The sequence below is a fragment of the Microbacterium sp. F01 genome, assembly GCF_056156365.1.
This window is the reverse complement of sequence record NZ_CM149592.1, coordinates 1,076,292-1,096,349: the sequence shown is the minus strand read 5'-3', so window position 1 is coordinate 1,096,349 and position 20,058 is coordinate 1,076,292. Positions and strand designations below refer to the sequence as shown.

21 protein-coding genes are annotated in these 20,058 nt (G+C 70.0%); 9 read left to right on the top strand and 12 right to left on the bottom strand.

The annotated features are described in order from the left end of the window. Positions 1-50: 50 nt before the first annotated feature. Genes ACVN90_RS04815 through ACVN90_RS04805 form a run of 3 tightly spaced genes read right to left on the bottom strand, consistent with a single transcriptional unit; the run spans position 51 to position 2,685 of the window. Positions 51-878, bottom strand: coding sequence for an ABC transporter permease (locus ACVN90_RS04815; RefSeq protein WP_475101026.1), 828 nt, complete (start codon positions 876-878; stop codon positions 51-53). Next, positions 875-1,747: an ABC transporter permease gene (locus ACVN90_RS04810; RefSeq protein WP_475101025.1), complete on the bottom strand. Its 873-nt coding sequence runs from the start codon at positions 1,745-1,747 to the stop codon at positions 875-877. The genes ACVN90_RS04815 and ACVN90_RS04810 overlap by 4 nt, the downstream gene beginning before the upstream one ends. After that, entirely contained in the window at positions 1,744-2,685 is a 942-nt protein-coding gene (locus ACVN90_RS04805) for an ABC transporter ATP-binding protein (RefSeq protein WP_475101024.1), read from the bottom strand. Before ACVN90_RS04805 ends, ACVN90_RS04810 begins: the two co-directional genes overlap by 4 nt. 153 nt (positions 2,686-2,838) lie before the next feature. On the opposite strand from ACVN90_RS04805, the gene ACVN90_RS04800 reads away from it, so the two are divergent. Together ACVN90_RS04800 and ACVN90_RS04795 are read left to right on the top strand one after the other, a co-directional pair. Further along, the gene (locus ACVN90_RS04800) at positions 2,839-3,054 is read left to right on the top strand and encodes a transcriptional regulator (protein WP_045300911.1); all 216 of its coding nucleotides are present in this window, start codon (positions 2,839-2,841) and stop codon (positions 3,052-3,054) included. 25 nt (positions 3,055-3,079) lie between these two features. Next, positions 3,080-5,080 carry an ABC transporter ATP-binding protein gene (locus ACVN90_RS04795; RefSeq protein ID WP_475101022.1) on the top strand — a complete coding sequence of 667 codons (2,001 nt, stop codon included), beginning with the start codon at positions 3,080-3,082 and terminating at the stop codon, positions 5,078-5,080. Between the two features lie 150 nt (positions 5,081-5,230). Here ACVN90_RS04795 and ACVN90_RS04790 read toward each other — a convergent pair whose 3' ends face one another. Beyond that, complete coding sequence (locus tag ACVN90_RS04790; RefSeq protein WP_475101021.1) at positions 5,231-7,111, bottom strand: phosphoenolpyruvate carboxykinase (GTP); 1,881 nt, start codon at positions 7,109-7,111, stop codon at positions 5,231-5,233. A gap of 141 nt (positions 7,112-7,252) precedes the next feature. Between ACVN90_RS04790 and ACVN90_RS04785 the strand changes: the two genes are divergently transcribed. Beyond that, positions 7,253-8,689 (top strand): helix-turn-helix domain-containing protein, encoded by a 1,437-nt coding sequence (locus tag ACVN90_RS04785; protein WP_475101020.1) that lies wholly within the window; start codon positions 7,253-7,255, stop codon positions 8,687-8,689. A gap of 146 nt (positions 8,690-8,835) precedes the next feature. On the opposite strand, the gene ACVN90_RS04780 is transcribed toward ACVN90_RS04785, so the two are convergent. Together ACVN90_RS04780 and ACVN90_RS04775 are read right to left on the bottom strand one after the other, a co-directional pair. Continuing rightward, positions 8,836-9,915, bottom strand: a complete 1,080-nt coding sequence (locus ACVN90_RS04780; protein ID WP_475101019.1) for a winged helix DNA-binding domain-containing protein — start codon at positions 9,913-9,915, stop codon at positions 8,836-8,838. 45 nt (positions 9,916-9,960) lie between these two features. Beyond that, positions 9,961-10,392 (bottom strand): winged helix-turn-helix transcriptional regulator, encoded by a 432-nt coding sequence (locus tag ACVN90_RS04775; protein ID WP_475101018.1) that lies wholly within the window; start codon positions 10,390-10,392, stop codon positions 9,961-9,963. Between the two features lie 113 nt (positions 10,393-10,505). Here ACVN90_RS04775 and ACVN90_RS04770 point away from each other — a divergent pair, with 113 nt between their 5' ends. The 4 genes from ACVN90_RS04770 (at position 10,506) to ACVN90_RS04755 (ending at position 12,063) form a co-directional block, all read left to right on the top strand. Next, positions 10,506-10,871 (top strand): DoxX family protein, encoded by a 366-nt coding sequence (locus ACVN90_RS04770; protein WP_475101017.1) that lies wholly within the window; start codon positions 10,506-10,508, stop codon positions 10,869-10,871. Between the two features lie 94 nt (positions 10,872-10,965). Beyond that, complete coding sequence (locus tag ACVN90_RS04765; RefSeq protein ID WP_475101016.1) at positions 10,966-11,106, top strand: hypothetical protein; 141 nt, start codon at positions 10,966-10,968, stop codon at positions 11,104-11,106. 9 nt (positions 11,107-11,115) lie between these two features. Next, positions 11,116-11,787 (top strand): VOC family protein, encoded by a 672-nt coding sequence (locus tag ACVN90_RS04760; protein ID WP_475101015.1) that lies wholly within the window; start codon positions 11,116-11,118, stop codon positions 11,785-11,787. Positions 11,788-11,856: 69 nt separating this feature from the next. Continuing rightward, complete coding sequence (locus tag ACVN90_RS04755) at positions 11,857-12,063, top strand: three-helix bundle dimerization domain-containing protein (RefSeq protein WP_475101014.1); 207 nt, start codon at positions 11,857-11,859, stop codon at positions 12,061-12,063. Positions 12,064-12,122: 59 nt separating this feature from the next. Here the strand turns inward: ACVN90_RS04755 and ACVN90_RS04750 are convergent, their stop codons facing one another. The 5 genes from ACVN90_RS04750 to ACVN90_RS04730 form a co-directional block, all read right to left on the bottom strand. Next, entirely contained in the window at positions 12,123-12,716 is a 594-nt protein-coding gene (locus ACVN90_RS04750) for a GNAT family N-acetyltransferase (RefSeq protein ID WP_475101013.1), read from the bottom strand. Between the two features lie 3 nt (positions 12,717-12,719). After that, on the bottom strand, positions 12,720-13,088 hold the full coding sequence (locus tag ACVN90_RS04745) for a hypothetical protein (RefSeq protein WP_475101012.1): 369 nt from the start codon (positions 13,086-13,088) through the stop codon (positions 12,720-12,722). 84 nt (positions 13,089-13,172) lie between these two features. Next, positions 13,173-13,379 (bottom strand): dodecin family protein, encoded by a 207-nt coding sequence (locus tag ACVN90_RS04740; RefSeq protein ID WP_116194131.1) that lies wholly within the window; start codon positions 13,377-13,379, stop codon positions 13,173-13,175. 86 nt (positions 13,380-13,465) lie between these two features. Next, a complete protein-coding gene (locus ACVN90_RS04735) occupies positions 13,466-14,935 on the bottom strand; it encodes an NAD-dependent succinate-semialdehyde dehydrogenase (RefSeq protein WP_475102062.1) in 1,470 nt (489 codons plus the stop codon). Positions 14,936-15,176: 241 nt separating this feature from the next. After that, complete coding sequence (locus ACVN90_RS04730) at positions 15,177-17,096, bottom strand: FAD-binding monooxygenase (RefSeq protein WP_475101011.1); 1,920 nt, start codon at positions 17,094-17,096, stop codon at positions 15,177-15,179. 123 nt (positions 17,097-17,219) lie between these two features. On the opposite strand from ACVN90_RS04730, the gene ACVN90_RS04725 reads away from it, so the two are divergent. Continuing rightward, positions 17,220-17,933 (top strand): IclR family transcriptional regulator, encoded by a 714-nt coding sequence (locus ACVN90_RS04725; protein ID WP_475101010.1) that lies wholly within the window; start codon positions 17,220-17,222, stop codon positions 17,931-17,933. Positions 17,934-17,945: 12 nt separating this feature from the next. Here the strand turns inward: ACVN90_RS04725 and ACVN90_RS04720 are convergent, their stop codons facing one another. Then, positions 17,946-18,254: a hypothetical protein gene (locus tag ACVN90_RS04720; protein WP_475101009.1), complete on the bottom strand. Its 309-nt coding sequence runs from the start codon at positions 18,252-18,254 to the stop codon at positions 17,946-17,948. A 151-nt stretch (positions 18,255-18,405) separates the two neighbouring features. Here ACVN90_RS04720 and ACVN90_RS04715 point away from each other — a divergent pair, with 151 nt between their 5' ends. Further along, positions 18,406-20,058, top strand: a complete 1,653-nt coding sequence (locus ACVN90_RS04715; protein WP_475101008.1) for a thiamine pyrophosphate-binding protein — start codon at positions 18,406-18,408, stop codon at positions 20,056-20,058.

The following is a 20,058-nucleotide window of genomic DNA, read 5'->3' as shown; positions in this document are numbered from 1 at the left end:
CGGCGCCGCGACCCCGCGGTCCAGAAGACGAATTCGACGTCGAGCGGGGATCAGTCGAGGAACAGAGCGCGGAGGCGCTTCGTCGTGAAGATCAGACCGATCGCGATCATGACCACGTAGTAGAGGACGTGCCACCACATGGCGGGGGTGAGGATGCCGGTGGTGAGGCCGCGGACGAGCTCGACGCCGTGCCACAGCGGGAAGGCCATGATGACGTGCTGGATCCACTCGGGGTAGATCGTGATCGGGTACAGCGTCGCCGAGAACAGGAACATCGGCAGCAGCACGAAGTTGATCCAGTCCATCTGCTGGAATGTCTTCATGTAGCTCGTGACCGCCATGCCGAGGCTCGCGAACCCGAAGGCGATGAGCAGCACCGCGGGCAGCGCCAGGATCGCGGTCCAGGCGAGGTTGAGGCCGAGGATCTGCATGATGATCATGAAGCCGGTCGCGTACAGCAGGCCGCGCAGCAGCGCGTAGAGGATCTCGCCCAGCGCGACGTCGAGCGGGCCGAGCGAGGTCGCGAGCATGCCCTCGTAGAGCTTGCCGTAGTTGAGCTTGAAGAAGACGTTCCACGTCGAGTCGTAGATCGCGCCGTTCATCGCGGAGACGGCGAGGAGCGCCGGGGCGATGAACGCCGCGTAGGGCACCTCGACGCCGCTGGAGGTCTGCACGTCGCCGATGAGGGCGCCGAGGCCGATGCCCATCGAGGCCAGATAGAAGACCGGCTCGAAGAAGCCCGAGAGCACGACGGCCCAGCTCGACGAGCGGGCGGCGATGAGGCCGCGCTGCACGACGGACTGCGGGTTGCCCGCCCACAGCGCGCGCACGCCGCCGGCGCGGACGGCGCCGGTCTCGGTTCCGGTCGCGACGGTCATGCGCCGAGCCTCCTCTGGAAGATACGGCGGCCGACGAGGTACCCGCCGATCGAGAGCAGAAGGAGGTATCCGACGTGCACGACGATCGCGAACGGGTCCATCGGCAGGCCGTAGGTGACGACGCGGCCGAGTTCGGTCGCGTGCCAGAGCGGCGACACCCACCCGATCCACTGCAGCCACAGCGGCAGCGTGTCGAGGGGGTAGAACGTGCCGGAGAACAGGAACATCGGCATGAAGATGAACCGCTGCACGAGAGCGATCTGGCCTTTGTCGTCGGTGATCGACGCGGCGTACGCCATGTAGGGGATGCCGAACGCGAGGCCCGCGAGCAGGCCGATCGGGATCGTCAGCCAACCCGTCTGGGGGTCGGGCACCGCCTGGAACAGCCACAGGAACAGGTAGTACGCGACCGTGACGACGATGATGCGCGCCGACGCGCCGACGACGACGCCGCCCGCGATCTGCCCCGGCGACAGCCCGGTCGCGCTGAACCCGTAGAAGTAGCGGCGCCACTTGAATCCGGCCATGACCGGGTACGAGAACTCCTCCGACGCGACGGAGATCGCCGCCGTCATCAGCAGTGCCGGCGCGACGAACACGAGGTACGAGACCTCGACGCCGTTCTGCGTGATCGGCGCGTCGATGAGGGCGGCGAGGCCGACGGCGAGCCCCAGCAGGTAGAGGATCGGCTGGCCAAGGGCGCCGACGATGATGGTCCAGCCGTATGCGCGCATCGCGCGCACCATGTGCTCGGTGACGTACCAGGTGCCGAGGGCGCGGGGTTTGCGACCCCACTGCATCGCCTCTTGGCGCAGCTCGTCGAGGGTGGGCTGCACGCGGATGGTGGCGTCTTCGGAAGGAGCGGTCATTCGATCAGCGACCTTCCGGTGAGCCGGAGGAACACGTCCTCGAGGCTCGAGCGGCGCACGAGCGACGTGATCGGCGTCAGCCCGCGATGGGCAACGGTCTCGAGCGCGGCCTCGCCGTCGTTCGCGTACACGAGGATGCGGTCGGGCAGCACCTCGACGCGGTCGCCGATACCCTCGAGCTGCGGGGCGACCTGCTCGTTGCGGTCGGAGCCGAAGCGCACCTCGAGCACCTCGCGGCTGGAGTGCTCGCGGATGAGCGAGGCCGGCGTGCCCTCCGCCATGATGCGGCCCTTGTCGACGACGATGAGGCGGTCGCAGAGCTGCTCGGCCTCGTCCATGTAGTGCGTGGTCAGCACGAGCGTCGTGCCGCGCTCCTTCAACCGGAACAGGCGGTCCCACAGCACGTGACGGGCCTGCGGGTCGAGACCCGTGGTCGGCTCATCGAGGAGCAGGATTCGGGGATCGTTGATGAGACCGCGCGCGATCGTGAGCCGCCGCTTCATGCCGCCCGAGAGTTGCTCGACCTTGCTCTTCGCTTTGTCTTCGAGCTGGGCGAACGCCAGCAGCTCGTCGGCCTTCTGGTGGCAGACCTTGCCGGGCAGGCCGAAGTAGCGGCCGTAGATGTAGAGGTTCTCGCGGGCGTTGAGCTCGCCATCGAGGTTGTCCTGCTGGGGCACGACGCCGAGGCGGGAGCGGATCTCGGGGCCGTAGCGATCGGGGTCGAGCCCGAGGATCGACAGCTCTCCGCTGGTGCGCGTCGAGACCGCGCCGACCATCTTCATCGTCGTGGACTTGCCCGCGCCGTTCGGGCCCAGCAGGCCGAACGACTCGCCCGGCGCCACCTCGAACGACAGGCCGTCGACGGCGAGGAAGTCGGGCTTGCCTTTGACCTTGTAGGCCTTGACGAGGTTCTCAGCGGTGATCACGGGGGCGGGCACCGGACTACCCTAACGCCCCGCTCCGACACGGCCCAGTGGCGTGCCGAGCTCACGTCGCGTCAACCGTAGTTGACACTCCCGGAGGCGTCAACTACGGTTGACACGGATGCCGCGACCCGCAGCATCCGTCACCGAAGAACGAGAGGCTGTCCGATGAGCGGCGACGAACTGACCACCCTGATCGGGGCGGCAGGCGGTCGCGAGCCGATCGCGGAGCTGCACCGTCTCGCCGAGGTGCGCCGCGAGCTCGCCCGCGCCGAAGAGGTGCAGGTGCGCAAGGCGCGCAACCTCGGCTTCTCGTGGCAGGCGATCGCCGGCGCCCTCGGCGTGAGCCGACAGGCCGTCCACAAGAAGTACGGTCGAAGGTAAGCCCCTTCACGAACGAGGTACACCCATGCCCTCCGCCGATCTCGACGAAGCCCCCGCCGGCCCCACCGAGGCATCCCCGCGCTCCCGCCCCCACCGCGGGCGCGGACGCCGCGGAAAGGCCGAAGAGGGGCCGCGCGCGACCTTCTCGCAGCTGCTCCCCTATCTCTTCGAGCACAAGCGCACGCTCGCGGTCGTGGTGGTGCTGAGCATCCTCAGCGCGGGCGCATCGCTCGTCCAGCCGCTCCTGGTCGGCCAGGTCATCACGCGCGTGCAGGAGGGGCTCGACCTCGGCCTCCTCATCTGGGCGCTGGTCGGGTTCGTCGTGCTGGCCTCGCTCATCTCGGGCTGGCAGCACTACCTGCTGCAGCGCACCGGCACAGCCGTCGTGTACTCGAGCCGCCGCCGGCTGATCGCGCGCATCCTGCACCTGCCGATCAGCGAGTTCGACGCACGCCGCACCGGCGACCTCGTCTCGCGCGTCGGCAGCGACACGACCTTGCTCTACGCCGCCCTCACCCAGGGCCTCGCCGACTCGATCGGCAACGCGCTGCTGTTCGTCGGCGCACTCGTCGCGATGGCGATCATCGACCCGCTGCTGCTCGCGATCATCGTGCTCGTGATCGGGGTCTCGGTGCTCGGCGTGGTCGCGCTGAGCGGCCGCATCCGCACGGCGTCGACCGAGCAGCAGGAGAAGGTCGGCGCACTCGCGTCGGGCGTCGAGCGCGCCGTCGGCTCGATCCGCACGGTCCGCGCCTCGGGCGCCACCGCCCGCGAAGTCGACGCGGTAACCGCGCAGGCGACGGAGGCGTACACCGTCGGCGTGCGCATCGCGAAGGTCTCGGCACTCGTGGTGCCGATCGCCGGCATCGCGCTGCAGGTGTCGCTGCTCGTGGTCATCGGACTCGGCGGCTTCCGCGTCGCGACGGGCGCGCTGTCGATCGCGAGCCTCGTCACCTTCATCATGTTCCTCTTCATGCTGATCGCACCGCTCGGCTCGTTCTTCGGCGCGATCACCTCCGTGAACCAGGCGCTCGGCGCCCTGGGCCGCATCCAGGAGGTGCTCGACCTTCCGACCGAGTCGCAGGACGACGCGGCGATCGCCGCACGAGCCCACGAGGCATCGGCGACCGCGCCGGCCTCGCACGAGCCCGCCGCGATCGAGTTCCGCGATGTGCGATTCCGCTACCCCGAGAACGTCGTGGCGGCGCGCCGCAAGGCGGAGTCCGAGGCACTGGCGGTGCTCGAGAGCGCGCACGTCGACACGTCGACGATCGTGCTCGGCGACGGCGCGGGCGACAGCGGCCTCGAGGGACTGGCGGATGCCGCAGCATCCGTCTCCGCAGAGTCCGGCGTGCTGCGGGGCGTGTCGTTCTCGGTTCCGCGCGGGGCGCGCGTCGCGCTCGTGGGTCCGTCGGGTGCAGGCAAGAGCACGACCCTCGCGCTCATCGAGCGCTTCTACGACCCGACCGACGGGGCGATCCTGCTGGACGGCACCGACGTACGTACCCTCGACCGCGACGCGCTGCGCGCGCAGCTCGGATACGTCGAGCAGGACGCGCCGACCCTCGCCGGCACCATCGGCGACAACCTGCGGCTGGCGTCTCCCGAGGCGACCGATGCGGAGTGCGAGGCGGTGCTCCGCGCCGTGAACCTCGGCGAGGTGCTGGACCGCAACCCGCTCGGCGTCGACGCGCCGGTGGGCGAGTCGGGCGTCATGCTGTCGGGCGGCGAACGCCAGCGTCTCGCGATCGCGCGGGCGTTGCTGGCCGCTCCCCCGATCCTGCTGCTGGACGAGTCCACCTCATCGCTCGACGGCCTCAACGAGCAGCGCATGCGTGAGGCGATCGACGCCGTCGCCGCCGGCCGCACCCTCGTCGTGATCGCGCACCGCCTGTCTACCGTCGTCGACAGCGACCACATCGTGGTCATGGAACACGGCCGTGTCGTCGGCCAGGGCACGCACTCCGAGCTGGTGCAGACCACCCCGCTCTACCGCGACCTCGCCAAGCACCAGCTGCTCGTCTGATCCGGGAGACGCCGACAGGCAGAAGGATGCCCCGGTCTCCCGCACAGAGGGGGCCGGGGCATCCGCGTCGACCGGCACGGTCCGAGGACCGCAGGTCGCTCAGGCGCCCGGCCCCTCTGCCAAGAAGAGGGCCGGGCGCCGGTCAGGGGGTCAGACGCGCTGCAGGCGGTACCGGAGCGCGGCGAGCTCGGCCCACAGCGGAGCCGGGACGCGACCGTCGAAGGTGCGGTAGAACTCCTCGGTGAGGTCGGCTTCGCGCAGCCACAGCTGCGGGTCGACCGCGAACAGCTCGTCGAGGTCGGCCTGCGACACCTCGATGCCGTCGAGGTCGAGGTCCGAGCTCTGCGGCAGGCGGCCGATCGGGCTCTCCACAGCGCCGACCTCGCCCTCGATGCGGCGGATGATCCAGTCGATCACACGCGAGTTGTCTCCGAATCCGGGCCACAGGAAGCGGCCGTCCGTGCCCTTGCGGAACCAGTTGACCTGGAAGACGCGCGGCGCGCGGTCGAACCGCAGCTTCTGGCCCACCTTGAGCCAGTGCCCGAAGTAGTCGGCCATGTTGTAGCCGCAGAACGGGAGCATCGCGAACGGGTCGCGACGCAGCTCGCCGACCGTGCCCTCCTGGGCGGCCGTCTTCTCGGACGAGATGTTCGAGCCCATGAAGACGCCGTGCGTCCAGTCGGTGGCCTCGACCACGAGCGGCACGTTCGTGGCGCGGCGTCCGCCGAACAGGATCGCGTCGAGCGGGACGCCCTGCGGAGCGTCCCAGTCGTCGGCGATCTGCGGGCACTGAGCCGCCGCGACGGTGAAGCGCGAGTTCGGGTGCGCGGCGGGACGACCGGATGCCGGGGTCCACGGGTTGCCCTCCCAGTCGGTGAGCTGTGCCGGCGGCTCGTCGGTGAGGCCCTCCCACCACACGTCGCCGTCGGGGCGCAGTGCCACGTTCGTGAAGATGGTGTTGCCCCACAGCGTCTCGACCGCGGTGACGTTGGTCGACTCGCCCGTGCCGGGCGCGACGCCGAAGAATCCGGCCTCGGGGTTGATCGCCCAGAGGCGGCCGTCGTCACCGGGACGCAGCCACGCGATGTCGTCGCCGAGGGTCTCGACGCGCCAGCCCGGGATGGTCGGGCGGAGCATCGCGAGGTTCGTCTTGCCGCACGCCGACGGGAACGCCGCGGCGATGTGGTACGCGCGGCCCGCCGGGTCGATCACGCGGATGAGGAGCATGTGCTCGGCGAGCCAGCCCTCGTCGCGGCCGATCACCGAGGCGATGCGCAGCGCGAAGCACTTCTTCGCGAGGATCGCATTGCCGCCGTAGCCCGAGCCGTAGGACCAGACCTCGAGGGTGTCGGGGAAGTGGACGATGTACTTCTCGTCGTTGCACGGCCACGCGACGTCCTGCTCACCCGGCTGCAGCGGGGCGCCGACCGAGTGCACCGTCTTGACCCAGTGCGCACCGCCCGCGATCTCGCGCAGCACGTCGGTGCCCACGCGCGTCATGATGCCGATCGAGGTGACGGCGTACGCGCTGTCGGTGACCTGCACGCCGACGTGCGACAGCGGGCCGCCGACCGGACCCATCGAGAACGGCACGACGTACATCGTGCGGCCCTTCATCGACCCCTCGAACAGCGGCGTGATGGTGGCGCGGATCTCATCGGGAGCGGCCCAGTTGTTGGTCGGGCCGGCGTCCTCCTCGCGCTCCGACGCGATGAACGTGCGCGCCTCCGTGCGCGCCACGTCGCTCGGGTGCGAGCGGGCGAGGTACGAGCCCGGGCGCCATTCCGGGTTGAGCTTGATGAGCTTGCCCTCGTCGACCATCTCGCGAAGGAGCATGTCGTTCTCGGCGCGGGAGCCGTCGACCCAGTGGATGCGCGCCGGCTGCGTGAGCGCAGCGATCTCGTCGACCCACGCGCGCAGAGCGACCATGCCTTCGCCCTGAACGGTCGGCGCTTCGCCATACGTCCGGCTGAGGGTGGGACGGGCGGAGGTGGAGCCTTCGGTTCGGGGGAAGATGTCGGCAAGGGCCATGGTGTCGCTCCTCGTTGATTCGACCGTCAGATGGTTTTGACGATGCAGATTCGTGCTCTTCCTCTACTTTCGGGCGTAACGGGCGGCTCTTCCCATGAAATCTGGTGTCAAGAGTTTCGATTCTTTCGCTAGCATCAAGGAATGCCCCCCACGTCCCTCGAACTGTCGACTCTGGGCCACCGCATCCGCCATCAGCGTCTCGCCCACGGGTACACGCTCGATGAGCTGGGCGCGCTCGTCGGAGTCGCCGGCAGCCAGCTCAGCCTCATCGAGAACGGCAAGCGGGAGCCGAAGCTCTCCCTGCTGCAGGCGATCGCGTCGACGACCGGCGTCGAGGTCGGAGACCTCCTCTCGGCCGAGCCACCCAACCGCCGCGCGGCGCTCGAGATCGAGCTCGAGCGCGCGCAGACGGGGTCGGTCTTCCGTCAGCTCGGCGTCACCCCCATCAAGGTGACGAAGGGCATGTCCGACGACACGATCGAATCGATCCTGGGCCTGCACCGCGAGCTGCAGCGCCGCGAGCGCGAGGCCATCGCGACGCCCGAGGAGGCGCGCCGTGCCAACACCGAGCTCCGGCTCATGATGCGCGAGCGCGACAACTACCTCGCCGACATCGAGAAGCTCGCCGAGAAGCAGCTCAAGGCTGCGGGACATGTGTCGGGTGCTCTCACCCACCGCACCGTCAGCATCATGGCTGAGAAGCTCGGCTTCGAACTGATCTACGTCAACGATCTCCCGCACTCCACGCGCTCGGTCACCGACCTCGAGCACGGCCGCATCTACCTGCCGCCGGCCTCCATCCCGGGCGGGCACGGTCTGCGATCCATGGCGCTCCAGGCGATGGCGCACCGCCTTCTCGGTCACAAGAGACCGACCGACTACGCCGACTTCCTGCAGCAGCGGCTCGAGATCAACTACTACGCTGCGTGCTGCCTCATGCCCGAGACGGCGTCGGTCGCGTTCCTCCAGCAGGCCAAGAAAGACCGCAACCTCGCCGTCGAGGACTTCCGCGACGCGTTCGGCGTGACGCATGAGGCGGCCGGCATGCGGCTCACGAACCTCGCGACGCACCACCTCGGCATCAAGCTGCATTTCCTCCGCGTCGACGGTTCGGGCGCGATCTCGCGCGTCTACGAGAACGACGACCTGCCGCTCCCGATGGACGTCACGGGCGCCGTCGACGGCCAGATCGCCTGCCGCAAGTTCTCGGCCCGCGCCGCCTTCTCCGAGCAGAACCGCACCACCGAGCACTACCAGTACACCGACACCCCCGCCGGCACGTATTGGTGCTCGACGCAGACCGGCACCACCGCCGAGGGCGAGTTCTCGATCACGGTGGGCGTGCCGTTCGACGACGCGCGGTGGTTCCGCGGCCGCGAGACGCAGAAGCGCGCGACCTCGACGTGCCCCGACGAGTCGTGCTGCCGCCGGGTCGCGTCCGACGTCTCGGAGCGCTGGACGGGCAAGGCATGGCCGAGCGCCCGCGTGCACATGCAGATGTTCTCGCCGCTCCCCCGCGGTGCGTTCCCCGGCGTCGACGACAACGAGGTGTACGACTTCCTCGACCGCCACGCGTGACCGCCGTCGCTCGGCGAAGGGTGCGTCCTGCCGAAAAACGGGTCGGGAACAGCGACCCGCCGGAGATGGATGCTGCGCCCCGGCGTGTCGCGTGACGGACCCGTGTTTCGGCGCTTGCATTGAGGGTCGGCCGGCGCGACCCGGACCTACGCCGTGATGAAGTCGCGGTAGCGGTCGAGGGCGGCGGCGATCTCTTCGTCGGTCGCGGCGCCGGGGGTGAACAGCTCGGGCACCGGGGACTCGGCATGGCGGCCCACCGCCAGGGAGTGCGTCCACACGCCGACCGCCTCGCCGCGGGCGACGAGGATGGGTCGCACGATGCCGTTCATGCTCGGCCCGATCGCGCTGAGGAACTCCGGCGCGCAGGGAACGGTGCGGTCGACGTACGAGAGGTAGTACTCCTCGAAGGGCGGCAGCGCGACGACCTCCGGGGCCGCCGCGCTGCGACGCGGCGCGGCACCGGCGACGACGTACTGCGGCTCGGGTTCGTCGGCGACGACACGCAAGGCGTCGGATGCCGCCTCCGCCGCCGCGCGTGAGACCCCGAGCGGAAGCCCGGTCCACCACGCGAAGTCTCGCGCGCCGGCCGGCCCGTGCGAGGCGATGTAGCGGACGAAGAACTCGGCCATCGGATCGGCCGGGGTCGCAGCATCCGTGATCCATTCGTCGGCGAGCACGAAGAACTGCTCCCGTGTCGGTCCCTTCTCGCGCGGCACGACCGGCCCCTGGCACAGCACGGCGCGCAGCGACAGTGCGACCAGCAGGTGATAGCCCCGCTGCCGGAACGTCGAGACGCCGCCCTGCTCCCACACCTCGAACAGCTCCTTGCGGGTGAGGCGGTTGCCGCCGCCGAGCGCGGCCCGCGCGAGGCGCTCCGCGCGGTCGGCCTCGTCGGCGTCGATCCCCTCGCTGCGATGAACGGCCGCCGCCTGCCGGCGCTGGCGCTCGGCGGTGAGCGACAGCACCCACTCCATGTCTGCGGTGGGGATCGTGTGGATCGTCCCGCGCATCGTCCACGTGCGCACGATCTCGCCGCGGCCGTAGGCGGCGTCGACGTCGCGCACCGTCGTGCGACCTCGCACGCGCGACGCGAGCGCCCAGCGCCCGCCCCAGAACTCCTGGCTCTGCGTCGCGAGCATGTGCCGCGCTGCGTCGGCGACCGTCGCCGCCGGGGCGCTCAGGCGATGCGACCTGAGTCGCTCGTGCCGCAGGGTCGAGGCATCCACCCGCCCATCATGGCGCAGGCCACGGACGCGCGGTGTCCGCGATCGTCAGCGCTGGTGCGCGGCGTCGTAGGCCTCGCGGGAGTCCTCGATGCGCGGGTGGTTCTCGATCGCCCAGTCGGCGAGCGCCATCGCGAGCTGGATGAGCGTGCCGCCGAGCGGGGTCAGCTCGTACTCGACGCGCGGCGGCACCTCGGCGTGCACGGTGCGCGTGATGAGGCCGTCGCGCTCGAGCTGGCGGAGCGTGAGCGTCAGCATGCGCTGCGAGATTCCCGGGATGTGCCGCTGCAGCTCGGTGAAGCGCAGTCGCTCGCGCCGCAGCGTGCCGATGACCAGCAGCGACCACTTGTCACCGATGCGGTCGAGCACGTCGCGGATCGCACGCCCGTGGTCGGAGCCGGGTGAGGCCTGCTCGCAGGAGCGCTCATAGCCGGTCGGCGTGGGCTCGCCGGGGAGTTCGACGGTGAGAGTGGTCGCCATCGCGTGTCACCTACTTACATCGGTGTGCCTTTTGCACGCGTCGTCCTCCTGACGCATCATGAGGTTGCTTACAAACAGTAACAGACCCCACGATCTCTCCCTGGAGTACCCGCATGATCATCGCCCTCTGGATCCTCAACGGCCTGCTCGCCCTCGCCTTCATCGCGGCCGGAGCGATGAAGGTCGCCCGTCCCAAGTCAGCCCTCGTCGCGAGCGGCATGGGATGGGCCGACGATTTCACCGACCCGACCGTGAAGCTGATCGGCGCCGCCGAGGTCATCGGCGGCATCGGCCTGATCCTGCCGCTCCTGACCGGCATCGCACCGATCCTCACCCCGATCGCCGCCGCCGCCCTGACCGTCGTCATGGTCGGCGCGGTCGCCGTGCACGTGCGGCGCAAGGAGAACGCGACCCCGTCGATCGTGCTTGCGGTGCTGTCCGCGGCGAGCGCCGTGGTCGGCTTCCTGGTCGTGCTCTGATCCCGCGCCGAGAGGAATGAGCGGATGCCTCGGCCCGAGGCATCCGCTCTCTGCTGTCGTGGACTCCGGGCACGCGGTTTCCTAAGCTGACGGAATGACGGTGCCCGCCGAGGATCCGCGAAGCTGCCCCACGTGCGGCGATCCGCTGCGGTTCGAGATCCTCGACGACGAGCGCTTTCTGGTCGCCTGGTCGTGTGTGAACTGCGGCCTGATCCGTACGACCGAACCGGTCTAGGAGATCCCCATGAGCGAGTCGACGAGCACGCCAGGCTGGATCTCTCCGGCCGCATTCCACCGGGCGCCGGGCGTCTCCGACTGGCGGGTCACCGGCACGGGTCCGCAGGCCGTCTTCACCGCGACCTCGCTCGCCCACGCCGCCGAGCTCGTCGCGCCGGTCGTCGCCGCCGCCGCGCGGCTCGACCTCCTTCCCGATATCGACGTGCGTCCCGAGGGGATCGTCGTGCGCATCCCCTACCGCGACGCGGAGGGCATTCCGGCGGCCGCCGTGGACTTCGCGGCTGCCGTGTCGCGGTCGGCCGCCGAGCGCGGACTGTCCCCGGATCCCTCGCGCGCGCAGTCGATCGGCGTCTACGTCGCCGAGCACTCGCAGACCGACGTGCGACCGTTCTTCATCGCCGCACTCGGCTACGAGCCCGTGGGCGACACGGATGCTGCGGACCCGCTGCGGTGCGGACCGCAACTGGCGTTCAACCCGATCACCGGAGACTCGCCGTCGAGGGGCCGCACGCACTTCGACGTCTTCGTGCCGGCCGACCAGGCCCAGGCGCGTGTGGATGCCGCACTCGCAGCCGGCGGGCGACTCGCGGACGACTCGCACGCTCCGGCTTGGTGGTCCCTCGCCTCGCCCGACAACCACGGCGTGGACATCGCGTCCTGGACGGACACCTTCGACTGATCGGCGTTATCCGCGACAGCGGTTCTCTTCTTCTTGACGAGAACCGCGGACGAAGAGCACCCTGAGCACATGACCCGTGAGCTGGCGGACGAGGATCAAGCCCTCTCCGACGTCGTGGACCGGCTGGAAGAGCGGTTCCCCTCGAAAGATCGTTCCGAGATCGAGCGCGCCGTGACCGAGGCCCGCTCGCACTTCGAGCGCGCGAAGGTGCGCGACTTCGTCCCCGTGCTCGTCGAGCGTGAAGCACGCGCGCGGCTGGAGCATCCCATCCAGTAACCCTCACGCGCGAGCGTTGTGTGGCAGCGTGCCGGCGTGCCGTCGCCCGGGTCGCGCAGTCAGGCGCCTGCCGGCGGGACCGTGATGCGCATCACGGTCTTGTTCTTGCCGATATGACGCTCGAACGTGAACCCCGCCTTCTGGAACATGGCCCTCGTTCCGTTGTGAAGGAACGACGACGACGTCTTCTTTCCGGCAGGCAGCTCGTTGGGGAACGAGACGACCTCGCCGCCGCCCGCCTGCGCGATCAGCCCGAGTGCGCCGTCCAGTGCCTCTCGCGCCACTCCCGAACGCCGGTGATCGCGGTCGACGAAGAAGCAGGTGATGCGCCACGGCGCCGGGTTCGTCTCGCCGGCGTCGTACTCCTTGCGGTGATAGATGCCGGGGAGTTCGGCCGGGCTGCCGTACTCGCACCACGCGATCGCATCGTCGCCGTCGAAGACCAGCGCGGCGTGCGCGACGCCCTCCTCGACGAGTCGCCGCTTGAATGTCGGCCCGTCGTACTCGCTCTTGACGGTCTGCACGGTGTCGCCGTGGAAGTACGAGCAGTAGCAGCCGCCCCAGACCCCGTTGTGCTTCTGCGCGAGCGCCAGCCACGCCGGAAAGGTCTCCGGAGTGAGCGGCTTGATCACGTGCGAGGTCGCCAGTGTCACGTCCTACCTCCGACCCGACCTCACGGCGGTGATGATCCGCGCCAGCGCCCACCCGGCGGCCGACACGAGCGGTACGCTCACGATGATCATGGCCACGGGGTTCGGCTGGAACTTCGGACCGTTCGGACCGTTCACGTACGCGCCGATGGGCAGCACATAACCACCGCCGCCCCCGCCGCTTCCTTCGCCCTCACCCTCGGGCAGACCGCCGCGCTGGGGCCACTTGCCCGACCCGCCGCCGCCGCCGAAACCGAAGATCACCAGCGCCGCCGGGGTCACCTGGCGCCCGCCGACGTCGATGGTCTCGCCGAACGCCATCTTCGCGCCCCAGGATGGCGCTGACTGGGTCAGGCTCTCGATCGGTGACTCCATCGCCCGCTCCTCCGGTTGCGTCCGCACGCGCTGACACCCAACATAGGGAGCCGTGCGGGACGCCACCAGAGGCGGCGCGACGGATTACTCCGGCGCGTACTTGAACGAGAGCTGGATCCGCGAACGGAACAGCAGGGTCCCGTCGTCGCCGACGACGACGTCCTGCTTCGTCACCTCGGCGATGCGCAGATCGTGCAGCGATCCTGACGCGGTGCTGATGGCTTCTCGGGCGGCCTCCTCCCAGGAGGCGGCACTCGTGCCGATGACGTCGATCACTCGGTAAACGCTCATCTTCAACCCCTCATCGCTTCATCGTCGATGCCGACAGGTCCATAGTGATCGCGCTCACGCGCGTATGGAAGGGGTCTCGCTGCGCATCAGAACGGGTTGGGCGTCAGCGTGTACTTGGTCTGCAGGTACTCGTGGATGCCTTCCGCACCGCCCTCGCGTCCGAGGCCCGACATCTTCCAGCCGCCGAACGGGGCGGCCGCGTTGGAGACGACGCCCATGTTGAGCCCCATCATCCCGGTCTCGAGGCGCTCGATCATCCGCTGGCCGCGGGCGAGGCTCTCGGTGAACACGTACGAGACCAGGCCGTACTCGGTGTCGTTGGCGAGGCGGACGGCCTGGTCCTCGTCGTCGAAGGGGACGATGGCGAGGACCGGTCCGAAGATCTCCTCGCGGAGGATGTCGGATCCCGCCTGCACGTCGGTCACGACGGTGGGCTCGTAGAACGTGCCGGGACCGTCGACCTCGTTGCCGCCGGTGGCCACCTTCGCGCCCCGCGACACCGCATCCTGCACGAGCTGCGCCGCCTTCGCGACCGCACGGTCGTCGATGAGCGGGCCGATCACGACGCCCTCTTCGGTGCCGCGACCGATCTTGAAGCCGTTGACGCGCTCGGTGACGCGACGGGCGAACTCCTCGGCGACGGAGCGGTGCACGATGAAGCGGTTCGCGGCGGTGCACGCCTGTCCGATGTTGCGGAACTTCGCCGCGATCGCGCCGTCGACCGCCTTGTCGAGGTCGGCGTCGTCGAACACCACGAACGGCGCGTTGCCGCCGAGCTCCATCGACGTGCGCAGCACGCCCTGCGCCGCCTGCTCCAGCAGGCGCTGACCCACCTGGGTCGACCCGGTGAACGAGAGCTTCCGCAGCCGCGGGTCGCGGATGATCGGCTCCGACACCGCACCCGACGTCGAGGTCGTGAAGACATTGACCACACCGGCCGGCACGCCCGCGTCCTCGAGCAGCTTCGCGAACGCGAGAGTGGTGAGCGGCGTCAGCTCCGCAGGCTTGATGACCACGGTGCAGCCGGCGGCGAGCGCAGGCGCGATCTTGCGGGTCGCCATCGCCAGCGGGAAGTTCCACGGGGTGATGAGGAAGCAGGGGCCGACCGGGTGCTGCGAGACGATCATGCGGCCGGTGCCCTCCGGGTTCGCGCCGTACCGGCCCTGCACGCGCGCGGTCTCCTCGCTGAACCAGCGCAGGAACTCGCCGCCGTACGCGACCTCGCCGCGGGCTTCGGCGAGCGGCTTGCCCATCTCGATCGTCATCAGCAGCGCGAAGTCCTCCTTGCGCTCCTGCAGCAGATCGAACGCGCGACGCAGGATCTCGGCGCGCTCCCGCGCCGGCGTCGCCGCCCAGCCCGGGAACGCCGCGGAGGCCGCGTCCAGCGCCGCGATGCCGTCCTCGGGCGACGCGTTCGCGATCTCCTTGACGACCTCGCCGTTGGACGGGTCGTAGACCTTCAGCGTCTTGCCGCCGGATGCCGCACGCCACTGCCCGCCGATGAACAGCCCGTCGGGGACGGACGCCAGCAGCTCGGACTCACGGGTTTCGGTGATCGTCGTGGTCACGGGGACTCCCTTGTCGGTGGACGGATGCCTCGGCACCCTCTTCGATCGTTGGTCTGGGGCTATTCTGCCCGCGGCCGCCAGTGCCGGCCGATGTACATCTTGTACAGTTCGCTGTCATGATTCGCCCGCCCGCACAGCGGTTGTGCTCTGACCGATTTCCTCATTCGAGGTCGAGCGCCGAGATGAGGACCGAGACTCGGGCCGCGAGTGCTCATCTCGGCTCTGCTCCTCAATTGAGGACGCGCGCGAGTGCCGGAGCGTGCTGGTCGACGAAGGCGCCGGCGAGGAACGCCGTCAGCTCGTCGGTCGCCGCGAGCGGGAGCACCGCGGCGACGTACTGGTCGGGGCGCACGACGACCACCACGCCGTCGCGCGAGAGGCCGCGCGCCTCGAAGATGTCGTCGGTCGTCCAGGCGCTCGGCGCGGCCGCGTAGACCTTCTCCCAGTCGGTGAGCCCGAGGGGTCCGGTCTTCGGCAGGAACAGTTCGGGCACGCGGTTGAGGTCGACCTCTTCGTGCGGCTGCTGGTAGACGACCTTGAGGTCGAACACGGCGTCGACGTCGGCCCCCTCCGGCGTGAAGCGCTGCACGGGCGACTCGGACGACGCCATGAACGCCGCCCAGTCGGAGAGGACGGATGCCTCGCCCGGGGCGGGTGCATCGGCGAACGCGTAGATCCGCCACCGGCCGTCGGCCTTCGCGTGGTGGCCGAGGTGGATGGCGTTGCCGTCGCACACCCGGACGACTTCTGCGGACTTGAAGCGCTTGCCCAGCGGGAACCCGTCGGCGAGCGCCTGGTGCGCAGCATCCGTCACGACCATCGACGCCCCGTACTGCGTCATGAAGCCCGACGGGAACTCGGCGGTGCCGAGGTAGAAGGTCGCGAGTTCCTGCGGGTCGGAGATCTCCTCGGGCTTGCGGGCCATGAGGGTCGACCACTCGCGGTCGAAGTCGATGAGCTGCTGCGCGACCGGCTGCCGCTCGGCCGAGTACGTCGACAGCAGCGAGGCGGGGCTGAGGCCCGTGAGCACATGCCCCAGCTTCCAGCCGAGGTTGAAGCCGTCCTGCATCGACACGTTCATGCCCTGGCCGGCCTTGGCGCTGTGCGTGTGGCACGCGTCGCCCGTGAGGAAGACACGCGGGTCGTGGCCCTGGTCGACGTCGACGTCGTCGAACTTGTCGGTGACGCGGTGGCCCACCTCGTACACGCTGTGCCACGCGACCTGCTTCACGTCGAGCGTGTAGGGATGCAGGATGTCGTTCGCTTTGGCGATCACGGCCTCGATCGGCGTCTGGCGCACGCGGTGATCGTCGTCGGCGGCGACCGCACCGAGGTCGACGTAGACGCGGCAGAGGTAGCCGCCCTCGCGCGGGATCAGGAGGATGTTGCCCGCCTCGGCGTTGATGGCGCACTTGGTGCGCCAGTCGGGGAAGTCGGTGTTGACGAGCACGTCCATGACGCCCCACGCGTGCGCCGCGAACTGCCCGACGTGCTTGCGGCCGATCGCCTCCCGCACGCCGCTGCGGGCGCCGTCGCAGCCGACGACGTACTTGGCGCGGACGGTGCGCTCCTCGCCGGCGCGCTCCCCCGCCGTGTGGCGCACGCGCACCTCCACCGGGAAGTCGCCGTCTTCGTGAACCGTCAGCCCGACGAACTCGATGCCGTAGTCGGGGACGATGCGCCCCGGGCCGTGCGCGGCGGCCTCGGCGAAGTAGTCCAGCACGCGCGCCTGGTTCACGATGAGGTGCGGGAACTCGCTGATCTTGAAGGCGTAGTCCTCGGTGCGCGCGGTGCGGATGATGTTGTCGGGGTTCTCGGGATCGGGGCCCCAGAAGTTCATCCACGCGATGTTGTAGGCCTCGGCGATGATGCGCTCGGCGAACCCGAACGCCTGGAACGTCTCGACGCTGCGCGGCTGGATGCCGTCGGCCTGCCCCAGCACGAGGCGTCCTTCACGGCGCTCGATCATCCGCGTCGTGACGCCGGGGAACTGCGACATCTGCGCCGCGAGGAGCATGCCCGCGGGGCCGGAGCCGACGATGAGGACGTCCGTCTCGTCCGGCAGTTCGGTCGGGCGGTCGATGCCGGTGCCGGCGGCGTCCTGCACGCGCGGGTCGGCGGAGACGTAACCGTAGTGGTGGAACTGCATCGGTGTCCTCCTCGGACGACGGTGTCGAGGGCTCGTGGCCTGAGGTTGCTGCGAGCGGAAGCGTGTTCTATATTCGAACACGCCGTTCTACTATTGAACAGATCGTATACGAAGGGATGTCGCATGACAAGGCTCGACGGCACCACCGCGCCCGCGTCGCAGACGCTGAGCCGCGGCATCCGGATCCTCGAAGTGCTCGCCGACGCACGCGGGCCCCTCTCGATCGACGAGATCGCGCTGCGCCTCGAGGTGCACAGGTCGGTCGCGTACCGGCTCCTGCGCACGCTCGAAGATCACGGGCTCGTCGAGCGCGACGCGGCGGGCCGCATCGAGCTCGGAGCACGTCTCGCGGCCCTCGCGGCGGGCGTCGCGCACGACCTTCAGGCCGAGGCGCTGCCCGAGCTCACGGCGGTCGCGGGCGACCTCGGCGTCACGTGCTTCCTCGCGGTGCTCGACCACGAGCAGTGCGTGACGCTCTCGAGCGTCGAGCCGCGGCACGCGGTGAACCCCGTCGCGCAGCGGCCGGGGACGCGGCATCCGGTCACCCGCGGTGCCCCGGGCAAGGCGATCCTGTCGCTGCTGCCGAAGTCCTCGTGGCCGGCCGACGTCTCAGCCGAGCTGGCGGCGGAGGTGACGGATGCTGCGGCCCGCGGCTTCGCGACCAGCCACGACGAGGTCATCCCGAGCCTGCGCGCGGTCGCGGTTCCCTTCGTGGTGCGCGGGCGAGGGCCCGCCGCGATCGCGGTCGTCTTCGTCGCGAGCTCGCACTCGGATGAGGAGATCGCGGCGCGTCTCACAAGCTCGGCGAGCGCGATCCGTGAGGCGCTCGGCGGCTGAGGTTCTTCCGGGCTACGCGGTCGTCGGGTACTCGGTGACGAGGCGGATGTTGTACTCCGCGACGCGCTGCGGCACCCCGGCGAACGCCTCGGCACGCGCCTCGGACGCCAGATACTCCTTCTCGAGCCCGGCGAACGCGTCCTCGTCGCCCGGGGCGCTCACGGCCCACACGAACTCGTTCGTCTCGGGAAGGCCGTAGGCGAACTCGATCGCAAAGCCGGCGGCGGGCCGCACCCGCGGCATCCACTCGTTCCACCAGGCGACGAACGCGTCGTACTCCCCATCGACGAGCGTGTACCGGCGGAGCTGGGTCGTCTTCATGACTCCCATCCTGCCCGAAGACCTATACTCGTCACGTCCGGTGGCACCGTCGCCCGCCGGTGCTCGAAAAATGGGCACGCAGCGCGCTCGCGCGAGACACATACGGCTCTTGATCCGTTCCGTCTCGAAAGGCACCGCCATGTCTCCTGCCATGAGCACCGTCTCGGCGCACGTCGCCCTCACGCTCGCCCGCCACATCGACCACGTCTTCGGCGTGATGGGCAACGGCAACGCGTACTTCCTCGACGCGCTCGAGCGCTCCACCGATGTGCACTTCACCGCGGTGCGCCACGAGGCCGGCGGCGTCGTCGCCGCCGACGCCTACCACCGGGCCTCCGGACGGCTGGCCGCCGCGACCGCGACGTACGGCGCCGGCTTCACGAACACGCTCACCGCCCTCGCCGAGGCGGTGCAGGCGCACGTGCCACTGGTGCTCGTCGTCGGCGACGAGCCGACCTCCGGACCCCGCCCGTGGGACGTCGACCAGATCGCCCTCGCGTCGGCTGTCGGCGCACGCACCTATACGGTCGGACGAGCGGATGCTGCGGCCACCACGATCATCGCGATCGAACACGCGCTCACGTACCGGGTGCCCACGGTGCTCGCGATCCCCTACGACGTCGCCGCCCGCGACGCCGGCCCGCTCCCCGAGGCTCCGGAGCCGCGTCTTCCCGCGCCTCTCGTGCCCGTGGGGCCTTTCGCCGAGGGCGCGGTCGAGGGACTCGTCGAGGCGCTCGCCTCGGCGGAGCGGCCCTTCCTGCTCGCCGGTCGCGGGGCGTGGATCTCGGGCGCCGGCGACGCTCTGGGCGACGTCGCCGACGCGGTCGGCGCCGTCACCGCCTCCACCGCGCTCGGCCGCGGCATCTTCCCTCGCGGCGAGTACGACCTGGGGGTGACCGGCGGCTTCGGGGCCGAGGGGGCGATGGAGCTTGTGCGCGAGGCCGACGTCGCCGTCGTGTTCGGCGCGTCCCTCAACCAGTTCACGATGCGCTTCGGCGATTTGTTCGCGCCCGGCACGCGGGTGTTCCAGGTCGACGTCGCGCCCGCCGCGACGCACCCGCACGTGGGCGGCTACGTGCGCGGCGACGCCGCGGTCGTGGCGCGCGCGGTCGCCGACGGACTGCGGGCGCGCGGCGGCACGGCGAGCGGCTGGCGCGAGTACGTCGACCTCATGCCGCTGCGCGCATATGAGCCCGGCGACGACGTCGCCGCCGACGGCCGCCTCGACCCGCGCACGGTCGCCGCGCGCATCGGCGAGCTGCTTCCGTCGGATCGAGTGGTCGTCTCAGACGGCGGTCATTTCATCGGCTGGGCGAACATGTACTGGCCCGTCGCCTCGCCCGACCGCATGACGATGGTCGGCACGGCGTTCCAGTCGATCGGCCTCGGCTGGCCGTCGGTGCCCGGCGCGGCGCTCGCGAAGCCGTCGGCGACCGTCGTGCTGACGACGGGCGACGGCGGCGGGCTCATGGCGTTGGCCGACCTCGAGACCGCCGTGCGGATCGCCGGTGGCCGGGGCCTCGCCGTCGTCTGGAACGACGCGGCCTACGGCGCCGAGATCAACCTCTACGGACTGAAGGGCCTCGCGAAGGAGCCCATGCTCATTCCCGAGGTCGACTTCGCCGCGCTCGCGGCCGGCGTCGGCGCCGAGGGCGTCGTCGTGCGCACCCTGGAGGACCTGGACCGGCTGGCGGAGTGGGCGGCCGAGCCCACAGCATCCCGTCGCTTCCTCGTGCTCGACTGCCGCATCTCGGGCGAGGTGATCGCGCCGTATCAGCGCGAGATCATCCGCGTGAACACCTGA